Source organism: Kitasatospora sp. NPDC028055 (assembly GCF_040637885.1).
Taxonomy (GTDB): Bacteria; Actinomycetota; Actinomycetes; order Streptomycetales; family Streptomycetaceae; genus Kitasatospora.
Window position 1 is genome coordinate 1 of the sequence record NZ_JBEZXE010000087.1, and the last position, 18,461, is coordinate 18,461.

An 18,461-nucleotide genomic window follows, 5' to 3' on the forward strand; every position below is an offset into this window, starting at 1 on the left:
CTCTGCGTGACTTCGCCAAGGAGAACCCCGCTCTCATCATCAAGGGCGGTGTCCTTGACGGTAAGGCGCTGTCCGCCGATGAGATCAAGATCTCCTGGATGTCAGGAGGCCGGGGGCGGGCCCTTCGTCCGCCCGATCGCCCGGCGCGTGGTCAGTCCTCGGCGGAGAAGACAAAGTCCCGCGCGTTCGCCTGCACGGCGTCGACCAGGGACGCCTGGTGGAGCGAGTTCTCGGTCCAGTCCCGCGGACGCTCGCCCCGCAGTACCGCCTGGGCGAAGGCCCGGACGATGTTGGCGAACTGGTCGTCCGGGGGCAGCGCGATCTGCTCCAGGTGGTCCTGCCGCTCGATGCTGACCACGGGCTGGTGCGTCGCCGGAGGTGTGAACACGCGGTTCAGCCAGAGCCGCCCGAGGCTGCCCCGGAACTCGTAGCTGTTGGTGTAGGAGTGCTCCATGCCGAAGACCAGCTGTGCGGTGACGCCCTGGTCGGTGGTCAGCAGGGCGTTTCCCCCGACGACCACGTCCCGGGACCGCTCGCGGCGGAACACCGCGCCCGCGACGTCCAGCCCCGGGCCGAGGAACAGCCCGGCCGCGCGGATCGGGTAGACGCCGATGTCCAGCAGCGCCCCGCCGCCCACCGCCGCCTGGTAGCGGATGTCGCCCTGCGGCTTGGGCGGGATCGTGAAGCTCGCGGAGAACGACCGGACCTCCCCGATGACGCCGTCGGCCAGCAGGTCGGCGACCCGCCGGTGCTGGTGGTGGTGGAGGAACATGAAGTTCTCCATCAGCAGCAGGCCCTGCTCGTCGGCGATCCGGAAGAGCCGCTCGGCCTGCTTCCGGTCGGTGGTGAGCGGCTTCTCCGCGAGCACGTGCTTGCCGGCCCGCAGCGCCTTCTCGATCCAGTCGGCGTGCAGGACGGCCGGCAGCGGGATGTACACCGCGTCGATGTCGTCGCGCTCCAGCAGAATGTCGTAGCCCTCGACCGGGGTGCCCCCGAAGCGGTCGGTGAACTGCCGGGCCTTCTTCTCCTGCCGGCTGGCGATGGCCGTGACCGTGATGAGGGGTTCGGCCGTCAGGGCCGGCAGCGTGCGCCGCCAGGCGATGTCGGCGCACCCGATCACTCCGACTCGGACCGGTCTGCTATTCCCCTCATGCACCACAGGAACTCCTTGAACGAGGTTTCGGTCGGGGGACGGCCGCTGGGGCCTGGTTGCGGGGGCACCTCAGCGAACGGGCGCGGCGGTGGACGCCAGGGCCTGCTCGTAGGTCGGCAGCAGCCCCAGGGCGACGGCCTCGGCGAGGGTCGGTGCCGCCGCGTCCTTGTCGGACATGATCGGCGGGCCGTCCAGCTCCCGCTCCCAGGGGATGCCCAGGGCCGGATCGAACGCCTGGATGTCGAGCATGGTGCCCGGTACGTACTCGGCGCCGCAGAGATAGTTCATGCAGGTGTCGTCGGTGAGGGCGAGGAAGGCGTGCCCGATGCCGTCCGAGAGGTAGACGCCGATTCCGGAGTCGGCCTCCTGGAGCGTCATGTCGAACGTCCCGAAGGTGGGGGAGCCGACCCGCAGATCGACGGCCACGTCGAGCGCGGCCCCGCGGACACAGGTGACCAACTTGGTCTGGCCGGGCGGAATGGTGGTTCCGTGGATTCCGCGGACCGTGTTCTTCCGCGATACCGAGTAGTTCACCTGGCGGATCTCGAAATGGTGGCCCGTCTGTTCGAGCAGTTCGGTGACCCGCCACGCCTCGTAGAACTTCCCCCGGCGGTCCGGCACGTGTTTCGTGCCGATCCGGTACGCGCCGGGAATCGACATCTCGGTGATTTCCAAACTGTCCACAACGGCCTCCTCCGGCTGGACGGATGGGCCCGCCACGGGCTGGCGGGGTCAGGCGGTGCGCGCCTGCGCCACCCGGTCACGACGGGCACGGATGACGCTGAGGTTGTCGAGCCTGTCGTGCAGGATGTACTCGTGCGTCTCCTGGAGGAAACGGCACGGCTCCAGCCCCAGCTCCGCGCGGATCTGGCTCCGGGCGGCCTGGTACACCTCCAGGGCGTCGGCCCGCCGGCCGGACAGGCTGAGCGCCTCCATGAGGAAGGCGTGGAACTTCTCCCGCAGCGGGTACTCCGAGATCAGCGAGTAGAGGATGCGCACGGCCTCGCTGGTCTCGTTCGCCGCGAGCAGTGAACGGGCCAGCATCTCGAGGCACTCGACCCGCAGCTCCTCCGCCCAGTTGGCGAACTCCCGGATGATCGGGCCCTCGTAGGACGTCGCCTGGACCGGCTCGCGCCACAGTCGGAGCGCCTCGGTGAGGGTCTGGGCGGCCGCGGTGTAGCGGTGCATGCCCATCTGCATCCGGCCCTTCTCCGACAGGGCCAGGAAGAGTTCCAGGTCGAGTTCGTCGTGCCCCAGGTTCAGGACGTAGCCGGGGGTGCGCGTGGTGATGACCCCGTCGTTCCGCGAGAACTGGTTGAGGATCTTGCGCAGCTGTGACACGTACACGTGAATCGACGCCCGGGCCCGGACGGGAGGGGTCTCGCCCCACAGCTCCCTGGTCAGCTGGTCCAGCGAGAGAATCTGGCCGTTGCGGATCAGGAGCGTCCGCAGGAGCATCTCCATCTTGTGGGTGCCGACCGGCGGAGAATCATTGCCGGCGGCAATGCGCACAGGGCCAAGAATTTCGTATCTCAAGATCAGGCCTCCCCCGTAGCTCCTGACTGAAATGGTGTCGGTGATCGAAAGAGAAATATGCGAGAGCGGCTTTTCACGGATAATCGCCGCCGGTATCGTCGTCTCTCGCCACGGATCTCGGTCGAATGTGCTAAGTGAACTCTAGCAAGGTCGACCGGCGACGGCATACAGACTTCCTCGAGTGATCTAGATCACATCGACCGGGCGAATGGCCCAAGCTGGGGTTTTATCGGAATTTTAGAGGTGGAATCGAAATTCGGTCGTGTGGATCGCATCCATTCCGGACAAGGGTGGTTGACTTTGGCGGCCACCTATGCTGATCCCCCCTCCGGAGGGTTTCTAGGGCTTTCGGGGAAGGGTTTGTGAAGAGTGGTGCCGGGGGGTTTGGGCCGGGCCCACAGGTCGTCGCGGAGGCGAAGAACGGCCGGTCAACGCGGTGTGGGCGAGCGGAGGCGCTGCGTGACCGCGAGCCGTGGATGGGCGGAAGCGCCCCCGGCCCGGCGGCTGTCGTTACCTCCGGCCGCACCGGCCACAGTGATCCCGCTCCGGCATTCATCCCCCCGCGACCGGGCGACCGGTTCTTTTTATCCGGATAGGCCGGAGGCGGTGTTGACAGGCGGCGGATAATCCACCGCGCGCCCGCCGAGCCCCCTGTCGGACCCTGTTTGTCGCCCGTTTCGGCGCCGCGTCGACGGATATCCTCCGGGCGATCCCGAGGGGCCGCCCGGGGGCCGCCCGGGGGCCGCCCGGGGGTCGTGCGGCGGCGTTCGGACTCCGGCGGCGAGGCGAGGGCACCGGCTCGCCGCCCGTTCGGCGTCAACCCCCCGGCGTGGGCGCCAGGATGGCGTGGATGACCCGGTCCAGGGTGCGGTCGAAGGCCTGGTCCGGGTCGGCCGGCGGGCCCGGGGCGGCGAAGGCCTGGGCGAGGTTGGGGTAGGCGCCGCTCATCGCCGCCTGGGTGAGGTAACCGACCATCTCCGCCTGCCACTTGGCGCCCGCGGCCGCCGTCTGCTCGTACTGGGCGAACTGGCAGATGAAGCCGTTGAACAGTGCCATCGCCTCCATCCGCGCCCCGCCCGGCAGGCCGGTGGGGGCGGTGACGGCGAGGAAGTGGTCGGTGTAGCGCAGGGCGTTGGGGCCGATGCCCGGGCGGGCGATGACCAGGGCGGGCAGCCAGGGGTGGCGGCGGAAGAGGGCGAGCTGCTCGTGGGCGAGGCTCGCCAGGTCGGCCCGGACGTCGCCGCTCGGTGCGGGCGGCAGCCGGTACTCGGCGGTGGCCGCGTCGAGCATCAGGTCGAGCAGGTGCTCCTTCTTCGGCACGTAGTTGTAGAGCGACATGGTGCCCGCGCCGAGTGCGGCCGCGACCCGGCGCATCGAGACGGCCTCCAGGCCCTCGGCGTCGGCGATCGCGATGGCGGCCGCCGCGATGGAGTCGCGGCTGTGGGCCGGCCGTGGGCCGCGGCCGGTGCGCTCGGGGCGCAGCCAGATCAGTTCGGGGGCCTCGGGGGGCGTGGGCCGCGGGGGCGGCGGGGGCTGTTCGGGCTGATCGGGACTGCTGGGGGAGTTGCTGGACGGCACTGGAAGATCACCTCGCTCCCCCATCTTAGATACGTACGGCGTACGTAGTAGCATGGCGCCAAGCTTCTACGTACGCTGTACCTAGAGAAGGGCGGAGCCATGTCCGACACCTCCCGACCCGCCATCGAGATGGCGGGCGTGCGGAAACGCTTCGGAGCCACCGAGGCCCTGCGCGGCCTCGACCTGACCGTCCCGGCCGGCACCGTCTGCGGCCTGCTCGGCCCCAACGGCGCCGGGAAGACCACCGCCGTGCGCGTTCTCGCCACCCTGGTCGCCCCCGACGGCGGCACCGTCCGGGTCGCCGGGCACGACGCCGTCCGCGAGGCCGAGGAGGTCCGGCGGGCGATCGGCCTGGCCGGCCAGCACGCCGCGCTGGACGAGGGCATCACCGGCCGGGACAACCTCCGGCTGTTCGGCCGGCTGCACCGGCTCGGCGCCCGCCGGGCCCGGGCCCGCGCCGACGAACTGCTCACCCGCTTCGGGCTCGCCGAGGCCGGCGACCGGCTGGTCCGCACCTACTCGGGCGGCATGCGCCGACGCCTCGACCTGATCGCCAGCCTGGTCACCAGCCCGCCGGTGCTCTTCCTGGACGAGCCCACCACCGGGCTCGACCCGCGCAGCCGCCAGGGGATCTGGGAGACCGTCAAGGAGCTGGCCGACGGCGGCACCACCGTGCTGCTCACCACCCAGTACCTGGAGGAGGCCGACCGGCTCGCCGACGACATCGTGGTGGTCGACCACGGCGCCGCGATCGCCACCGGCCCGCCGGAGCGGCTCAAGGCGGCGATCGGCAGCCAGGTCTCCGTCACCCTGGCCACGGTGGAGCAGCTCGCCGCCACCGCCGTGGTGCTGTCCGCGCTGTCGGGCAACGACGCCCAGGTGGACGTCGCCGAGCGGACGGTCACGGTGCTGACCGCGCCCGGGGAGTCCGTCCTGCTGCCCTCGCTGGTACGGGAGTTGGACGGCGCCGGGGTCGTCGCCGAGGACGTCGCGGTCCGGGCGCCCTCGCTCGACGACGTGTTCCTCGCCCTCACCGGGACGTCCCGGGAGAACGCCGAGCTGGGGAGGGCCGCCTGATGGCCACCGCCGTCCGCACCGCCGTCCCGGCCGCCGCACGCCCCTCGGCCGGCGCCCGGCTGCTCTCCGACACCTGGACGTCGATGCTCCGCGTCCTGCTCAACTACCGCCACTCGCCCGGCCTGTTGGCCGCCTCGCTGGGCGTTCCGGTGATCATGGTGGTGGTCTTCGGGTACGTCTTCGGCAGCGCCATGCAGGTGCCCGGCGGCGGGGACTACCGGGAGTTCCTGATGCCCGGGCTGTTCGCCATGGTCGCCACCAACGGCATCATGCCCACCATGGTCGGCGCCGCCCGGGACGTCGGGCGCGGGGTCACCGACCGGCTGCGCTCGATGCCCGTCTCCCGCGCCGGACTGCTGCTCGGGCAGAACCTCGCCGACCTGCTGGTCAGCGTCGTCGTCCTGGCCCTGCTGGCCCTGGTCGGGCTGGCCGCCGGCTGGCGCGCCCGGCACGGCGCCGCCGACGCCCTGGAGGGGTTCGCGCTGCTGCTGCTCTTCCGCTTCGTGATGACCTGGGTCGGCACGCTGCTCGGCCTGGCCGTCGGCAAGGAGGAGGCCGCCGCGCAACTCTCCGTCGTCGTCTTCCCGTTGGCGATGGTCACCAACGCCTACGTGCCCACCGGCGGGATGCCCGGCTGGCTGCGGGTGATCGCCGACTGGAACCCGATCAGCTCCGTGGTGGAGGCGAGCCGGGAACTCTTCGGCAACCCGGCGGCGCCCGGCTCCGCCTGGCCGATGCAGCACGCCCTCCTCACCACGCTGCTGTGGAGCGCCGCCCTGCTGGCGCTCTGCGGGCCGCTGGCCGTACGGAAGTTCGCCACCCACGGGCGGTGACCCGCCGGGCCACCGTACTGTGCTGGACACCGTCATGTGCTGGTCAGCGCAATGTGCTGGACACCGCGGCCGGTGTGGCTTTAGGTGGGGCGCCATGGAGTACACCCACCTCGGCCGCACCGGCCTGACCGTCTCCCGCCTCTGCCTCGGCACCATGAACTTCGGCCCCCACACCGAGGAGGCCGAGGCCCACCGCCTCATGGACACCGCCCACGAACGCGGCATCAACTTCTTCGACACCGCGAACTCCTACGGCCGCGACAGCGAGGGCAACCTCCAGGGCCGCACCGAGGAGATCATCGGCCGCTGGTTCGCCCAGGGCGGCGGCCGCCGCGAGCGCACCGTCCTGGCCACCAAGGCCTACGCGAACACGAGCGACTGGCCCAACGACGGCAAGCTCTCCGCGCTCGCCATCCGCAAGGCCGTCGAGGCCAGCCTGCGCCGCCTGCAGACCGACCACATCGACCTCTACCAGATGCACCACATCGACCGGGCCACGCCCTGGGAGGAGATCTGGCAGGCGATGGAGGTCCTGGTCGCCCAGGGCAAGATCATCTACGTCGGCTCCAGCAACTTCGCCGGCTGGCACCTCGCCCAGGCCCAGGAGGCCGCCCGCTCCCGGCACTTCCTCGGCCTGGTCAGCGAGCAGTCCCTCTACAACCTCCTCGACCGGGCGATCGAACTGGAGGTCATCCCCGCCGTCCAGCACTACGGCCTCGGGCTGATCCCGTGGTCCCCGCTGCGCAGCGGCCTGCTCGGCGGCGTCCTGCGCAAGGAGCGCGAGGGCACCCGCGGCCGCAGCGCCATGGGCTACGCCAGTAGGCTCCTGGACGAGTACCGCGAACAGCTCCAGGCCTACGAGGACTTCGCCGACGAACTCGGCACCGACCCGGCCGACCTCGCGCTCGCCTGGCTGCTCTCCCGCCCCGCCGTCACCGCCCCCATCATCGGCCCCCGCACCCCCGCCCACCTCGACGCCGCCCTCCGGGCGCTCGACCTGGACCTCGACCAGAAGACCCTGGACCGCCTCGACGAACTCTTCCCCGGCCACAAGCCGGCCCCCGAGGACTACGCCTGGTAGGCCCACGGGCTGGGGTTAGGCCCAGTGGGGGGAATGCCCACGCACCGCTCGGCCCCGGCACCCCGGACGACAGGGTGCCGGGGCCGGGCGGCCTGGCCCGGGGGTCCGGCCCGCTGTGGTAGCAAGACGGGTATGACGGAACGGATCAGGGAGCGGGACCGGGGCGCCTACCACCACGGGGCGCTGCCGGAGGCCTTGGTGGCGGCGGCGTTCGAGGTGCTGGACGAGCAGGGCCAGGAGAAGGTGAGCGTGCGGGAGGTGGCGCGCCGGGCGGGGGTCTCGGCGGGTGCGCCGTTCCGTCACTTCGCCGACCGGCAGGCGCTGTTGACGGCGGTGGCGGACCGGGTGCTGGCGGACTTCGCCCGCTGGCAGGAGGCGGAGGTGGCGGCCGCCGAGGCGGTCGGCGGGTCGGCGATGCGGGCGCTCGGGCTGGGGTTCGTCCGGTACGCGCTGCGCCATCCCCGGCGGTTCGAGCTGGTGCGCTCGCGGGCGTTCGCGGCCCCCCGGGATCCGCAGCTGAGGGAGCAACTGGACGGCCTGGACCGGGCGTTCACCGATCTGGTCGTGGCGGACCAGCAGGCCGGGCGGGTCGGCCCCGGCGATCCGGAGCTGGTGCTGCTCTCCGGACAGGCGCTGGTGTACGGGCTGGCGCAGATGATCGTGGACGGCTACCTGCCCGCCGAGCGGGCGGAGGAGCTGGCCGTCCGGGTCCTGGACACCTTCCGCGCGGGGATCGCCGGGACGGTCAACCCGCCTGAGCGATAAAGGAATTGTGGCTGCGGCGAGCCTTGACCGGCCTGGTGCGCGCTGATGTAATCACCGATTACATGAGCGCGAGTCGCGAGTACCGGGAGGCACAGATGCAGCTGTTCGCCAAGCCGCAACCGGGCTACACCACTGCCGCCGCCACCGGCGACACCGTGGTGCTGCTGATCGGCATGCGGATCAACCGCTTCTGGGCGGTGCACCACTGGGGCCCGGTGATGTTCGCGATGTTCCGGATGCTGTACGAGCTGGGCCGCAGCCCCGAGCGCGGGCTGCGCGGCCGCATCCTGCTCACCGCCTCGCCACGGACGTACTACGTCGTCCAGTACTGGGAGTCGAAGGAGCACCTCTACCGCTACGCGAGCGCACCGGACGGCTTCCACCACACCGTCTGGGGCATAGCCAACCGGAAGGTGCGGGAGGGCAAGCTGCGCGGCCACGTCGGGCTCTGGCACGAGACCTACATCGTCCCCGAGGGCGGCTACGAGTCGATCTACTTCGACATGCCGGCGTTCGGCCTGGCCGGCGCCACCGGCCAGCTGCCGCTGGAGGCGCGCGGCCGGCACGCCGCCCAGCGCCTGGCCTTCCGCTCGGGCGAGGGTGCCGGCGCGGGCACCGGCGCCGGCGGAGCGGGTGGCGCGGAGCAGGCGGAGGGCCCGGCGGCGGGCCCGGACGGCCTGAGCTGCCCGTACGGCGCGGACCACCGGACGGGCGCTCAAGGAGTGTCGTGAGTCCGTCCGGCGACCCCGGTGTGGGAGCGTCGGGGGATGGTCGATCAGGAGGGCGCCGTGCGGCCGGCGCGGGTGGTGCACGAGGTGCCGTACCGGGCGCAGTGGGAGTCCGCCGAGCTGGTGCGGGACATCGTCGACGGGCGCCTGGACGCCGCGCGGGACCCGCGCTGGGGGCAGTCCGGAGCGGCCACCCCGGAGGAGTACGCCTGGTGGTCCTGGCGGCTCTGCGGGGTGGCCTGCCTGCGGATGGCGCTGGAGTACTGGTGGGGCGTGACCCCGACGGCGATGGTGCTGGCCCGTGAGTGCCTGGCGGCCGGCGCGTACGTCCGGGACGGCGACAGCTTGCGCGGCCTGGTCCACGTGCCGTTCGCCGACTACGCCCGGCGGCGCTGGGGACTGGCCGCCCGGGCGGCGGAGCCGACGCCCGCGGAGGTCGCGGACGAGCTGGCGGCCGGGCGGCTGGTGATGCTCTCGGTGCACCCGTCGATCCGGGAGCCGTACGGGCCCGAGCCGGTGCGGCGCGGCGGCCACCTGGTGCTGGCGGTGGGGGACACCGGGACGGCGCTGCTGATCCACAACCCGTCCGGCTTCCCGGGGGAGTCGCAGGCCTTCGCCCGGGTGCCGTGGCGCTCGTTCGGGCAGTTCTACGCCGGGCGGGGGATCGTGCTCGGCCCGCCCGGCGCCGACGACGGTCAGGTGTTGTCCGGCAGCCCCACCGGGTAGAACGGCATGCTGCTCCGGCACAGTGCCGAGATCGGCTTCAACGCGGCGGCCAGGGCGTCGAGTTCGGCGCGCGGGTGGTCCTCCCAGACCCGCGCGGCGGCCAGGTCGGTGGCGGCCTCCAGGGCCTGGTGGTGGGTCCGGCCCAGCTCGGTCAGCGAGCCGGTCGCGGTCAGCCAGCCCCGCTCGACCAGGCGCCCGGCCGCGGCCTCCCACTCGGTGTCCGTCCAGCCGCGCACCGGCTGGAGCTGCTCGCGCCGCATGTCCATCGCGCAGCGGACCACCAGGGCCTCGCAGCCGTCCAGCCCGGCGGCGACCAGCGCGGCCACATGGCCGTCCCCGCGGTGCTCGCGCATCACGGTGGCGGCCCGCCAGAGCCGCTCGTACAGCCCCGGCGGGGCCGGGAGCGCCGCGTTGGCGGCGGCCAGCACCCGGCCGGCGCAGTCCAGCCGCTCGGCGGACTGCTCCAGGGTCTCGACCGCCCGCTCCACCAGACCGCGGTCCACGTGCTCCAGCAGCCGGGCCAGCGCGGCGCCCGCGCCCTTGGTGCGGGCGGCCAGCGCCTCCTCCGGGCTGGCCAGCGACCACAGCGCGGGCAGGGCCCGCTCGACCATCGCCGGGGCGAAGTTGAAGAACGCGGCGGTCACCGGCGGCGCGTCCACCGCGCCGAGCGGGGCGGAGCGGCCGGCGAAGTAGCCGCGCCAGAAGCCGCGCAGGCCGGCCGCCTCGAAGGCGTCGCGACACTCGGGCTCGAAGTAGGTGACGGCGTGCACCGGCTCGAAGAGCCACCAGAGCGCGCGGGCGGGATGGACGAGATCGGCCATCAGGAGACCTTCCTCGGACGGGGCTCCGGGCGGGAGCGGGGAGCTGGGCTGGTCGGTACGGCCGCGGCGGTCGCGCGGGTGGCGGAGCGTCGGGGGCTGCCCGGGCGGGTGCGTGGGCCGTTCACGTGCTGATGACCACGGGGACGGCCCCGGTAATCCCCGGCGGGACGTGACGGCCGTCACATGGAGGGTGGGCGAGGGTTGCCGGGCGGGGATTGCCGGGGGTCGTCCGGACGCGCTCAGGCCTGCACGGGCGGCATCGCGAGCGGGTCGATCGGCAGCTCGGCCCGGCAGATCGCGGCGATCGGCCGCAGTGCGGCGGTCAGGCGGTCGAGTTCGCCGTCCGGCCGGTGCTCCCAGACCCGGCCGGCCGCCAGGTCGGTGGCCGCCTCCAGCTCCCGGTGCCGGATCCGGCCCAGTTCGGTGAGCTCCCCCGCCGCCGTCAGCCAGCCCCGGCCGACCAGCCGGGTCGCCGCGGCCTGCCACTCCTCGTCCGTCCACCCCCGCAGCGGCTGGAGCACCGCGCGGTCGGCGCCCGTGGCGCAGTGCAGCACCGGCGCCTCGCAGCCGTCGAGCCCGGCGGCGACCAGCGCGGCCACGTGGCCGTCCCCGCGATGCTCGCGCAGCACGGTCGCGGCGTGCCACAGCCGCCCGTACACGTCCGTGGGCCGGGGCAGCGCGGCGTTGGCGGCGGCCAGCACCCGGCCCGCGCAGTCCGCCCGGTCCACGGCCTCCTCCAGCGCGGTCGCCGCGGTCTCGACCAGCTCCGGCGCCACCGGTGCCAGCAGCCGGGCCAGCACCGCCGCCGAGCCCTCGGCCCTGGCCGCGAGCGCCCGCTCCGGGCTCGCCCTGGTCCACACCTGCGGCAGGGCGCGTTCGACCGCCGCCGGGGCGAAGCTGAAGAACGCGGCGATCACCGGCGGGGCGCCCACCGCGCCCAGCGGGGCCGCGCGGGCGGCGAAGTAGCCGGACCAGCCGCCGTCCAGTCCGGCCGCCTCGAAGGCCGCCCGGCTCTCGGGTTGGAGGAAGGTGACGGCGTACACCGGTTCGAAGAGCCACCACAGCGCGCGGGCGGGGTGGACGGGGTGGACGGGGTGGACGGGGTCGGACAATCGAGACACCTTCCTCTTCCTCATCCTGGGCGGGGCCCGAGGAACGTGCGGGGCCCGAGGAACGGGCGGGCACCGGCGGTCGCTCCAGAGCTGACCGCCACCAGGGCGGTCCCGGCAACCCGGACGGCGTGTGATCACGGTCACGCGCCGGTGGGCGGGTGCGGTCGACGGCCGTACGGCGCGAGATGATGGGGCGAGGTGCCCGCCCCCGGGCGCCCAGCCCTCGCAAGCCCGCGTACGAAGGTAGTCGGCCATGCCCCAGATCAGCCCCAGCATCCTCTCCGCCGACTTCGCCCGGCTCGCCGACGAGGCCGAGGCCGTCCGGGGCTCCGACTGGCTGCACGTGGACGTCATGGACAACCACTTCGTGCCGAACCTGACCCTGGGCGTCCCGGTGGTCGAGTCGCTCGCCCGGGCCACCGACATCCCGCTCGACTGCCACCTGATGATCGAGGACCCGGACCGCTGGGCCCCGCAGTACGTCGAGGCCGGCGCCGGCTCGGTCACCTTCCACGTCGAGGCCGCCGCCGCCCCCGTCCGGCTGGCCCGGGAGATCCGCGCCAAGGGCGCCCGCGCCTCGATGGCGCTCAAGCCGGGCACCCCGATCGAGCCCTACGAGGACCTGCTGCCCGAGCTCGACATGCTGCTGATCATGACGGTCGAGCCCGGCTTCGGCGGCCAGGCCTTCCTCGACATCATGCTGCCGAAGATCCGCCGCACCCGTGAGCTGATCGCCAAGCACGACCTGGAGCTGTGGCTGCAGGTCGACGGCGGCGTTTCCGCGGCCACCATCGAGCGCTGCGCCGAGGCCGGCGCGGACGTGTTCGTGGCCGGGTCGGCCGTCTACGGCGCGGCGGACCCGGCCGAGGCCGTCCGCAACCTGCGCGAGCTCGCCGCCGGGGCGAGCAACGACGCCTGGTGGGCCTGCGAGCACTGAGCCGCCCCGCGCCCGCCCCTGCGGCACCGCTGTGGCACCTCCGCGGCGCCGCCGGATGGCCGGGCCCGGGTGGAGGAACCCCGCACCGTCACGGATGATCGGTGACGGTGTGCCCTCCCCGGCCCGGCCCTTCCCACGACGGTGGTGGAACCGCGATGAGCAACCTCGACCTCAAGCCCGCCCCGACCACCTGCGGCCGCGAGGCCAGCAGCGGACCGGTGAAGGACCTGCTGACCGGGCGCCAGGTCCAGCTCGGCGAGAGCACCGTGGTGCGCCGGCTGCTCCCCAACCTGGGCCGCCGGATGGTGGGCGCCTGGTGCTTCGTCGACCACTACGGCCCGGACGACATCGCCGACGAACCCGGCATGCAGGTGCCGCCGCACCCGCACATGGGCCTGCAGACGGTCAGCTGGCTGCACCAGGGCGAGGTCCTCCACCGCGACAGCCTCGGCAGCCTGCAGACCGTCCGGCCGTACGAGCTGGGCCTGATGACCTCCGGCCGGGCGATCTCCCACTCCGAGGAGTCCCCGCGCCCGCACGCCCGCTACCTGCACGGCGCCCAGCTCTGGGTCGCCCTCCCGGACGCCCACCGGAACACCGCCCCCTCCTTCGAGCACCACCCCGACCTGCCGACGGTCATCGCCCCCGGCCTGCGCGCCACCGTCATCCTCGGCACCCTGGACACCGCCACCTCGCCCGGCACCACCCACAGCCCGCTGGTCGGCGCCGACCTCGCCCTGACCGAGGGCACGGACCTCAAGCTCCCGCTGGTCCCCGAGTTCGAGTACGCCGTCCTCGCCATGACCGGCCGGATCGAGGTCGACGGCGTCCCCGTCGAACCCGGCTCGATGCTCTACCTCGGCTGCGGCCGCCGCGAACTCCCGCTCCTCGCCCACTCCGACGGCTCGGTGCTGCTCCTCGGCGGCGAACCCTTCGAGGAGAAGATCGTCATGTGGTGGAACTTCATCGGCCGGTCCGGTGAGGAGATCACGCAGGCACGAAACGACTGGGAAATGGGTTCCCGGTTCGGTGAGGTGCACGGCTACGACGGCGCCCGACTGCCCGCTCCGGAGCTGCCTGACATCCCACTGAAATCGCGCGGTCGGGTGCGTTGACCTGGGGAGACGTTTGACCGGACGGGCTGCTCCCCGGCCGGCGGCCGCCCGTGCCGCGACCGCCGATCCGCTGCCGGTCCCGAGGGGTCGGAGGGGCCGGCGGGGCAGGGGGCAGGGGGTGCTCACGGCCGGGACCGGGCGAGCCAGTCGGCGAAGCGGGCCCCGGCGATGTGCGCGCCGGGGCCGGGCAGCAGCGTGGTCTCCCGCAGCTCGCTGCCGAAGTACTTGGCGTGCGGGTCGGTCACCACGGTGCGCGGGTCGCCGTCGGCGGCCAGGGTCTCGCGGACGAGTTCGTCCAGCCGGAAGGTGTCGGGACCGGCCACCTCGACCACGCCGTTGACGGGGGAGCCGACGGCCGTACGGCCCACGGCAGCGGCCACGTCGTCCGAGAGGACAGGACGGATCCCGACCGGGGCGAGGCGCACGGTGTCACCGTCGGTGGCCTCGGCGGCGATGCCCCGCACGAACTCGAAGAACTGGGTGGCGTGCACGATGGAGTAGGGCAGCCCGGACGCCTCGATCAGCTCCTCCTGCGCCTGCTTGGCCCGGAAGTAGCCGCTCGCCTGGAGGCGGTCGGTGCCGACCACCGACAGGGCGACGTGGTGGGCGACACCGGCCTCGGCCCCGGCCTTGAGGAGGTTGGCCGTCGAGGTGCGGAAGAACTCCAGCACGGCGTCGTCCGCGAACGAGGGGGAGTTGGACACGTCGACGACGACCCGGGCGTCGGCGAGCACCTCGGCGAGCCCCGCACCGGTCAGCGTGTCGACGCCCGTGCTCGGCGCGGCCGCCACCGCCTCGTGGCCCTGTTCGCCGAGGCCGGCGACCAGCTTCGATCCGATCAGTCCGGTGCCGCCGATGACTACGACCTTCATGGGGAGATCCTCTCGGGATGTTCGGGTTCCGGGTCCTCACCAGGTAAAGACCGGGCTGCCGCGATGGTTGTGACGGCAGGCCGGAAGATTCCCGAACTCCGTCCGTCCTCGCCCGGACGGCCTACGGGGACGACCGGCGGCACCCGGTGCTGTCACACCCGCGACGCTCCCCATGTGTCACACATCCACACGGTGCCCGGTCAACTCTGCCGAAGGGCGGGGGAGCGGTACCCCGCCCGGTACCGGGCGACGGACGGACGGAAGGTGCACGACAGTGTCGGACCACCACGCAGGACACCCGCACCCGGCCGGCGACCCGGCGTCGTCGCCGAGCTGGACGACCGCGGCCCGGATGCTGCAGGACGCCGGGCCGCTGACCATCCCCGAGGGCGCCTCCGCGATGACCGTGCGGATCGAGTGGGAGCCGGGCGACCCGGGCACCCCGCCGCACCGCCACTCCGGGCCCGCCTTCGGGTACGTGGTCGAGGGCGCGGTCCGCTTCGAGCTGGAGGGCGAGCCCGAGCGGGTGGTGGAGGCCGGCGGCACCTTCTGGGAGCCGGGCGGCGACGCCATCCACTACCAGGACGGCAACGCGCTCGCCGACGCGCGGACCCGGTTCGTGGTGACCATGCTCTGCGCCCCCGGCAAGCCCATGCTCGAACTTGTCTCCGAGGAGGAGCTCGAACAACGCGCCCACCTCAGCGCCCCGCGCCCCGCCGGGTGAGGACGCCAACGCCGGTGACGGAACATCATCGAGCCTCTCCCACAAGGGAACTGGCGCACTGTTTGTTCGTCCACGCGAGCTGATGCATGATGAGGGCAGCCTGAGCCGATCGGGTCGATCCTTGAACTGCATGGTGGTGGTGGATGGCGGGCGGCGCCCCTCGGCGCGGGTCGCGCGGCCCGCGCGGGCTACCCGCGCTGCGCGGCCGGCGGGGCGAATGCGGAGCGCTGGACCGGGTGATCGCCGGCGCCCGGACGGCCGGGGCCAGGTGCTGGTGCTGCGCGGCGAGCCCGCCGCCCCGGACCCGCTTGGTGTGGTCGTACAGCGCGTACATCTTCGCCCAGTACGCGCTGTCGCCGCGCAGCGCGCCGAGCCGGGCCATCGGGGGCATCGCCATGTGCAGGGCGTCCACCCACCACCAGTCGTCGTCCTTCTCGGGCCGGTCGGTGTGGACCATCCGGTGCAGGGACGCCTCGATGGCCGCGATCCGCTCCTCCCCGCCGCGCACCGCGTGGATGTCCAGGTACACCTGGCCGGCGTTGTGGCTGTCGGCGTGCCGGGTGGCCACCCCGCCGGCGAGGCCGTAGTCGTGCTTCTCCGCCCAGGACTCGGCGTAGGCGAGGTAGCGCGGCTCGCCGGTCAGTCGGTAGGCGGCCATGGTGCCGCCGAAGTAGGTGGCCCTGGCCCAGAGTCGGGCCCCGGCACCCCCAGCCCGGGGGCCCGGCACCCCCCGCCCGCACCGACGGCAGCCGTCACAATCACACGCCCTGGCCTGTCAGTTGAGTATGAAACCGAAACCCACCACACGACGGACCGTACGCCCGGCCGCCGCGGCCCTCACCGCTGCCCTCGCGCTCATCGCCCTCGGCGCCCCGCCGGCCAGCTCGGCCGTCCCTCCCGACAAGGTGACCTGGGTCATCCACAAACTCGACGACGACCCCGCCCACCCCGGCGGATCCGCCGGCCGGGACCAGTACTTCTCCGTGGTCACCCAGATCCGCAACTGGATGGCCGGCCCGACGGTCCGCGGCGACGTCCGCCTCAGCCAGGCGGACACCGACGGCATCATCGGGATCGACCTCCGCGACCACACGGGCGCCCGGCTCGTCACCCTGTTCCTCAACCCCCACAGCGGGTACCTCAGCGGCTTCCACGCCCGCAACGAGGTCGTCTTCTACTTCAGCGACGCCAACCCCGCCATGGTCGAGGAGATGAAGAGGTACGCCAAGAACATCGGCGCGCGCACCTACCAGACACACCTGTCCGGATCCTTCGACGCCTGGTACACCGCGGCCACCAGCGGCGGCCTGGCCACCCCCACCGCCATCGGCACCCGGTCCTTCCACGACGCGGCCTCCTCGCTGGGCGGCTCGCCCGAGCCGGAGTACATCGACCGCTTCCTCCCGCAGACCGCCCAGTACCTGCTCACCCTCAGCCCGGCCTACGCGCAGGCCTCCCACTACACCGTCTTCCGCGACCGGATGGGCGACGCCCTCGCCAACAACACCTCCTCGGCGGTCGTCATGGACGACCGCACCAGGGAGCTGCGCGCCAACTGGGAGAAGATCAGCAACGACACCCTGCCCAACATCCCCTTCCTGGCGAACGACCGCACGGCGGGCGGCGACGCCCTGCCCTTCCCCGTCACCCTGGGGCCCGTGAACGGCACGCTGCGCACCGTCTCCGACGTGGCTTCCGCGCTGCGCATCCTCACGAACACCCAGGGACGGGGGTAGCGGCCGCCGCCGCGTGCCCGCGGCACAACGGAGCCCGGCACAACGGAGCCCGGCCGGAGGCGAGTTCGCCTCCGGCCGGGCTCCGTCTCCGGCGCCTCAGCGAGCCCCCTTGAGGTACACCGTCATCTGGACCTCCCGGTGGAGGTCGCCCAGGGTGTTCAGCGTCCCGTTGACCGGGCCGATGTCGATGCTCTCCGGGAGCCTGGTGGAAGCCTCCGCGTTCCGGTGGTTGCGCCACCAGACCGCGTACCGGTCGGCCCAGTTGACCCATCGCTCCCAGGCCCGGCGGATCTCGAAGGCCCTCTGGTCGTAGACCGGGACCCTCGTCTGGTACGTCGTGCGCCCCATGGTCTCGGTGACGTCGTTACGGAAGCTGGTCCACCGCACGCCCAGCTCGTAGGCGGCGGACAGGGTGCGCATGGACTCCGCGATGTTCGGGATGTCGGCGTTCCGCACCGGCCCGGGCGGGAACCGCCAGAGCTGCCAGCTGGCGCTGCTGAAGTCCGCGGCGTTGTAGTTCCGTTGCAGCCCGACACCCGCCTCGGCGATCCGCTGCTCCCATTCGTTCCACGCGCCGGTCATGGGCAGCTCGACGGCATGGCCGTGCTGCGACACGGCCAGGTTCCGGATCTCCTGGATGGCGCTGGGGGCCGCGTCCCTGAAGTAGTAGTAATAGTTGTGGGCGCTGCCGAAACCCACGATGTAGAGCGAGTGCGGATTGATGAGCAGCGTGCCCCGGTGCTCGTTCCGGTCGCCCTCCAGTTCGAGGACGATGAGCCCGCCCGCGTGCTCCTGGATCTCCCGGATGTCCCCGTCGAACGGGTGCCCCGCCGCCTGGCGGATCAGGGTGACGATCTGCGTGTACTCCCTGCGGCCGGAGATGTCCGACGAGGAGTCCACGATGATCTTGGTGTGCAGGTACCGCCAGTAGCCGGGCCCGATGTCCGCACGGGCGGGCTGCGCCCCGACCGCGGTGGCGGCGACGGTGAGAACGGCGATCACGAACACCAGCAAAGGGTTCACGACCCCGCTCCAGCGGGTTCTTGTCAGCACGACGTCCAGACCTCCGGTGCCCTCGGTGATGGGACAACGTGGCACACTCGCCACGTTCCACCGGACTGACCGGACACGGCCGTGATGTGTGACAGCCAGTCAGGGAGCATGTGGCAGAGGGCCTTTGCGGCAGCGACCGGCCCTGCGGACGATCCTGGCGGCCAACCCGAGCACCTGAGACGGCCGTCCGCGCAGCCGCCGCGCGTACAGGACGGTGCCGGCGCCGGTGTGACCAGCCTGTTTGCGCGGGGCGACGGTTGGGCGTAGTGTTCTCTAGCTGCTCGGCAGGGAGCACCGGACACGCGTCGGCGCGGACGGTCCCGGAGCAGCCAATCCCTTGAAACACCACTTCCCGTCCTGGGCTGTGTCGCGTTCGCTTTTCGCGTCGCGGCCCGAGGTGAATTCGGCGTGCGCGTTTATGGGGATTGCGGCCGGATTCGCTTTTCGGAGCGGGGGTCGGCTACAGTTTGAAACGTCGGACGGGGCGCCAAGCCGCAGAAGACGCCAGCGAATCGGTGGATGAAACTCCGGAAAACGGAGCGGAAAACATCTGATAAGCTGGAAACACGAAAGAACGAAGCGCCCGGAGGGCCCGCTGGAAGGCGGTCCGAAGG

18 protein-coding genes and 2 pseudogenes are annotated in these 18,461 nt (G+C 72.4%); 11 read left to right on the forward strand and 9 right to left on the reverse strand.

The genetic code is table 11. The features are described 5' to 3' along the window. Positions 1–89: pseudogene (locus tag AB0F71_RS39185) on the forward strand (50S ribosomal protein L10); the annotation flags it as partial. Positions 90–151: 62 nt separating this feature from the next. Here the strand turns inward: AB0F71_RS39185 and AB0F71_RS39190 are convergent. From AB0F71_RS39190 to AB0F71_RS39205, 4 genes are all read right to left on the reverse strand, one after another. Beyond that, on the reverse strand, positions 152–1,120 hold the full coding sequence (locus tag AB0F71_RS39190; RefSeq protein ID WP_360245878.1) for a Gfo/Idh/MocA family oxidoreductase: 969 nt from the start codon (positions 1,118–1,120) through the stop codon (positions 152–154). A 102-nt stretch (positions 1,121–1,222) separates the two neighbouring features. Beyond that, positions 1,223–1,828 (reverse strand): dTDP-4-dehydrorhamnose 3,5-epimerase, encoded by a 606-nt coding sequence (rfbC, locus tag AB0F71_RS39195; protein WP_360245926.1) that lies wholly within the window; start codon positions 1,826–1,828, stop codon positions 1,223–1,225. A 57-nt stretch (positions 1,829–1,885) separates the two neighbouring features. Beyond that, positions 1,886–2,665, reverse strand: coding sequence for an AfsR/SARP family transcriptional regulator (locus AB0F71_RS39200; protein WP_360245881.1), 780 nt, complete (start codon positions 2,663–2,665; stop codon positions 1,886–1,888). An 840-nt stretch (positions 2,666–3,505) separates the two neighbouring features. Next, complete coding sequence (locus tag AB0F71_RS39205) at positions 3,506–4,267, reverse strand: TetR/AcrR family transcriptional regulator C-terminal domain-containing protein (RefSeq protein ID WP_360245884.1); 762 nt, start codon at positions 4,265–4,267, stop codon at positions 3,506–3,508. A gap of 99 nt (positions 4,268–4,366) precedes the next feature. Here AB0F71_RS39205 and AB0F71_RS39210 point away from each other — a divergent pair, with 99 nt between their 5' ends. The 6 genes and pseudogenes from AB0F71_RS39210 to AB0F71_RS39235 all read left to right on the forward strand — a co-directional run bounded on the left by AB0F71_RS39210 (position 4,367) and on the right by AB0F71_RS39235 (position 9,477). Then, entirely contained in the window at positions 4,367–5,344 is a 978-nt protein-coding gene (locus AB0F71_RS39210; RefSeq protein WP_360245887.1) for an ATP-binding cassette domain-containing protein, read from the forward strand. Further along, positions 5,344–6,177: an ABC transporter permease gene (locus AB0F71_RS39215; protein ID WP_360245890.1), complete on the forward strand. Its 834-nt coding sequence runs from the start codon at positions 5,344–5,346 to the stop codon at positions 6,175–6,177. Before AB0F71_RS39210 ends, AB0F71_RS39215 begins: the two co-directional genes overlap by 1 nt. A 94-nt stretch (positions 6,178–6,271) precedes the next feature. Beyond that, positions 6,272–7,258, forward strand: a complete 987-nt coding sequence (locus AB0F71_RS39220) for an aldo/keto reductase (protein ID WP_360245893.1) — start codon at positions 6,272–6,274, stop codon at positions 7,256–7,258. A 132-nt stretch (positions 7,259–7,390) separates the two neighbouring features. Continuing rightward, entirely contained in the window at positions 7,391–8,023 is a 633-nt protein-coding gene (locus AB0F71_RS39225; RefSeq protein ID WP_360245896.1) for a TetR/AcrR family transcriptional regulator, read from the forward strand. A 95-nt stretch (positions 8,024–8,118) separates the two neighbouring features. Next, positions 8,119–8,622, forward strand: a pseudogene (locus AB0F71_RS39230) (DUF4188 domain-containing protein); the annotation flags it as partial. A gap of 168 nt (positions 8,623–8,790) precedes the next feature. Beyond that, positions 8,791–9,477 (forward strand): C39 family peptidase, encoded by a 687-nt coding sequence (locus AB0F71_RS39235; protein WP_360245899.1) that lies wholly within the window; start codon positions 8,791–8,793, stop codon positions 9,475–9,477. Here AB0F71_RS39235 and AB0F71_RS39240 read toward each other — a convergent pair. Both AB0F71_RS39240 and AB0F71_RS39245 read right to left on the reverse strand, forming a co-directional pair. Then, positions 9,447–10,298: a hypothetical protein gene (locus AB0F71_RS39240; protein WP_360245902.1), complete on the reverse strand. Its 852-nt coding sequence runs from the start codon at positions 10,296–10,298 to the stop codon at positions 9,447–9,449. The two genes, AB0F71_RS39235 and AB0F71_RS39240, sit on opposite strands and share 31 nt — an antisense overlap. Positions 10,299–10,537: 239 nt before the next feature. Continuing rightward, positions 10,538–11,410, reverse strand: coding sequence for a hypothetical protein (locus AB0F71_RS39245; RefSeq protein WP_360245905.1), 873 nt, complete (start codon positions 11,408–11,410; stop codon positions 10,538–10,540). A 253-nt stretch (positions 11,411–11,663) separates the two neighbouring features. On the opposite strand from AB0F71_RS39245, the gene rpe reads away from it, so the two are divergent. After that, positions 11,664–12,347, forward strand: a complete 684-nt coding sequence (rpe, locus tag AB0F71_RS39250; RefSeq protein ID WP_360245908.1) for a ribulose-phosphate 3-epimerase — start codon at positions 11,664–11,666, stop codon at positions 12,345–12,347. A 155-nt stretch (positions 12,348–12,502) separates the two neighbouring features. Next, positions 12,503–13,462, forward strand: a complete 960-nt coding sequence (locus AB0F71_RS39255; protein ID WP_360245911.1) for a pirin family protein — start codon at positions 12,503–12,505, stop codon at positions 13,460–13,462. Positions 13,463–13,584: 122 nt separating this feature from the next. Here the strand turns inward: AB0F71_RS39255 and AB0F71_RS39260 are convergent, their stop codons facing one another. Beyond that, positions 13,585–14,334, reverse strand: coding sequence for an SDR family oxidoreductase (locus tag AB0F71_RS39260; protein WP_360245914.1), 750 nt, complete (start codon positions 14,332–14,334; stop codon positions 13,585–13,587). A 352-nt stretch (positions 14,335–14,686) separates the two neighbouring features. Between AB0F71_RS39260 and AB0F71_RS39265 the strand changes: the two genes are divergently transcribed. Further along, positions 14,687–15,058 (forward strand): cupin domain-containing protein, encoded by a 372-nt coding sequence (locus AB0F71_RS39265; RefSeq protein ID WP_360245929.1) that lies wholly within the window; start codon positions 14,687–14,689, stop codon positions 15,056–15,058. Between the two features lie 25 nt (positions 15,059–15,083). On the opposite strand, the gene AB0F71_RS39270 is transcribed toward AB0F71_RS39265, so the two are convergent. Next, positions 15,084–15,785: a glycoside hydrolase family 88 protein gene (locus AB0F71_RS39270; RefSeq protein ID WP_360245917.1), complete on the reverse strand. Its 702-nt coding sequence runs from the start codon at positions 15,783–15,785 to the stop codon at positions 15,084–15,086. Between the two features lie 58 nt (positions 15,786–15,843). Here AB0F71_RS39270 and AB0F71_RS39275 point away from each other — a divergent pair, with 58 nt between their 5' ends. Further along, entirely contained in the window at positions 15,844–16,794 is a 951-nt protein-coding gene (locus AB0F71_RS39275) for a ribosome-inactivating family protein (RefSeq protein WP_360245920.1), read from the forward strand. Between the two features lie 96 nt (positions 16,795–16,890). On the opposite strand, the gene AB0F71_RS39280 is transcribed toward AB0F71_RS39275, so the two are convergent. Further along, the gene (locus tag AB0F71_RS39280) at positions 16,891–17,817 is read right to left on the reverse strand and encodes a ribosome-inactivating family protein (RefSeq protein WP_360245923.1); all 927 of its coding nucleotides are present in this window, start codon (positions 17,815–17,817) and stop codon (positions 16,891–16,893) included. Positions 17,818–18,461 lie beyond the last annotated feature (644 nt).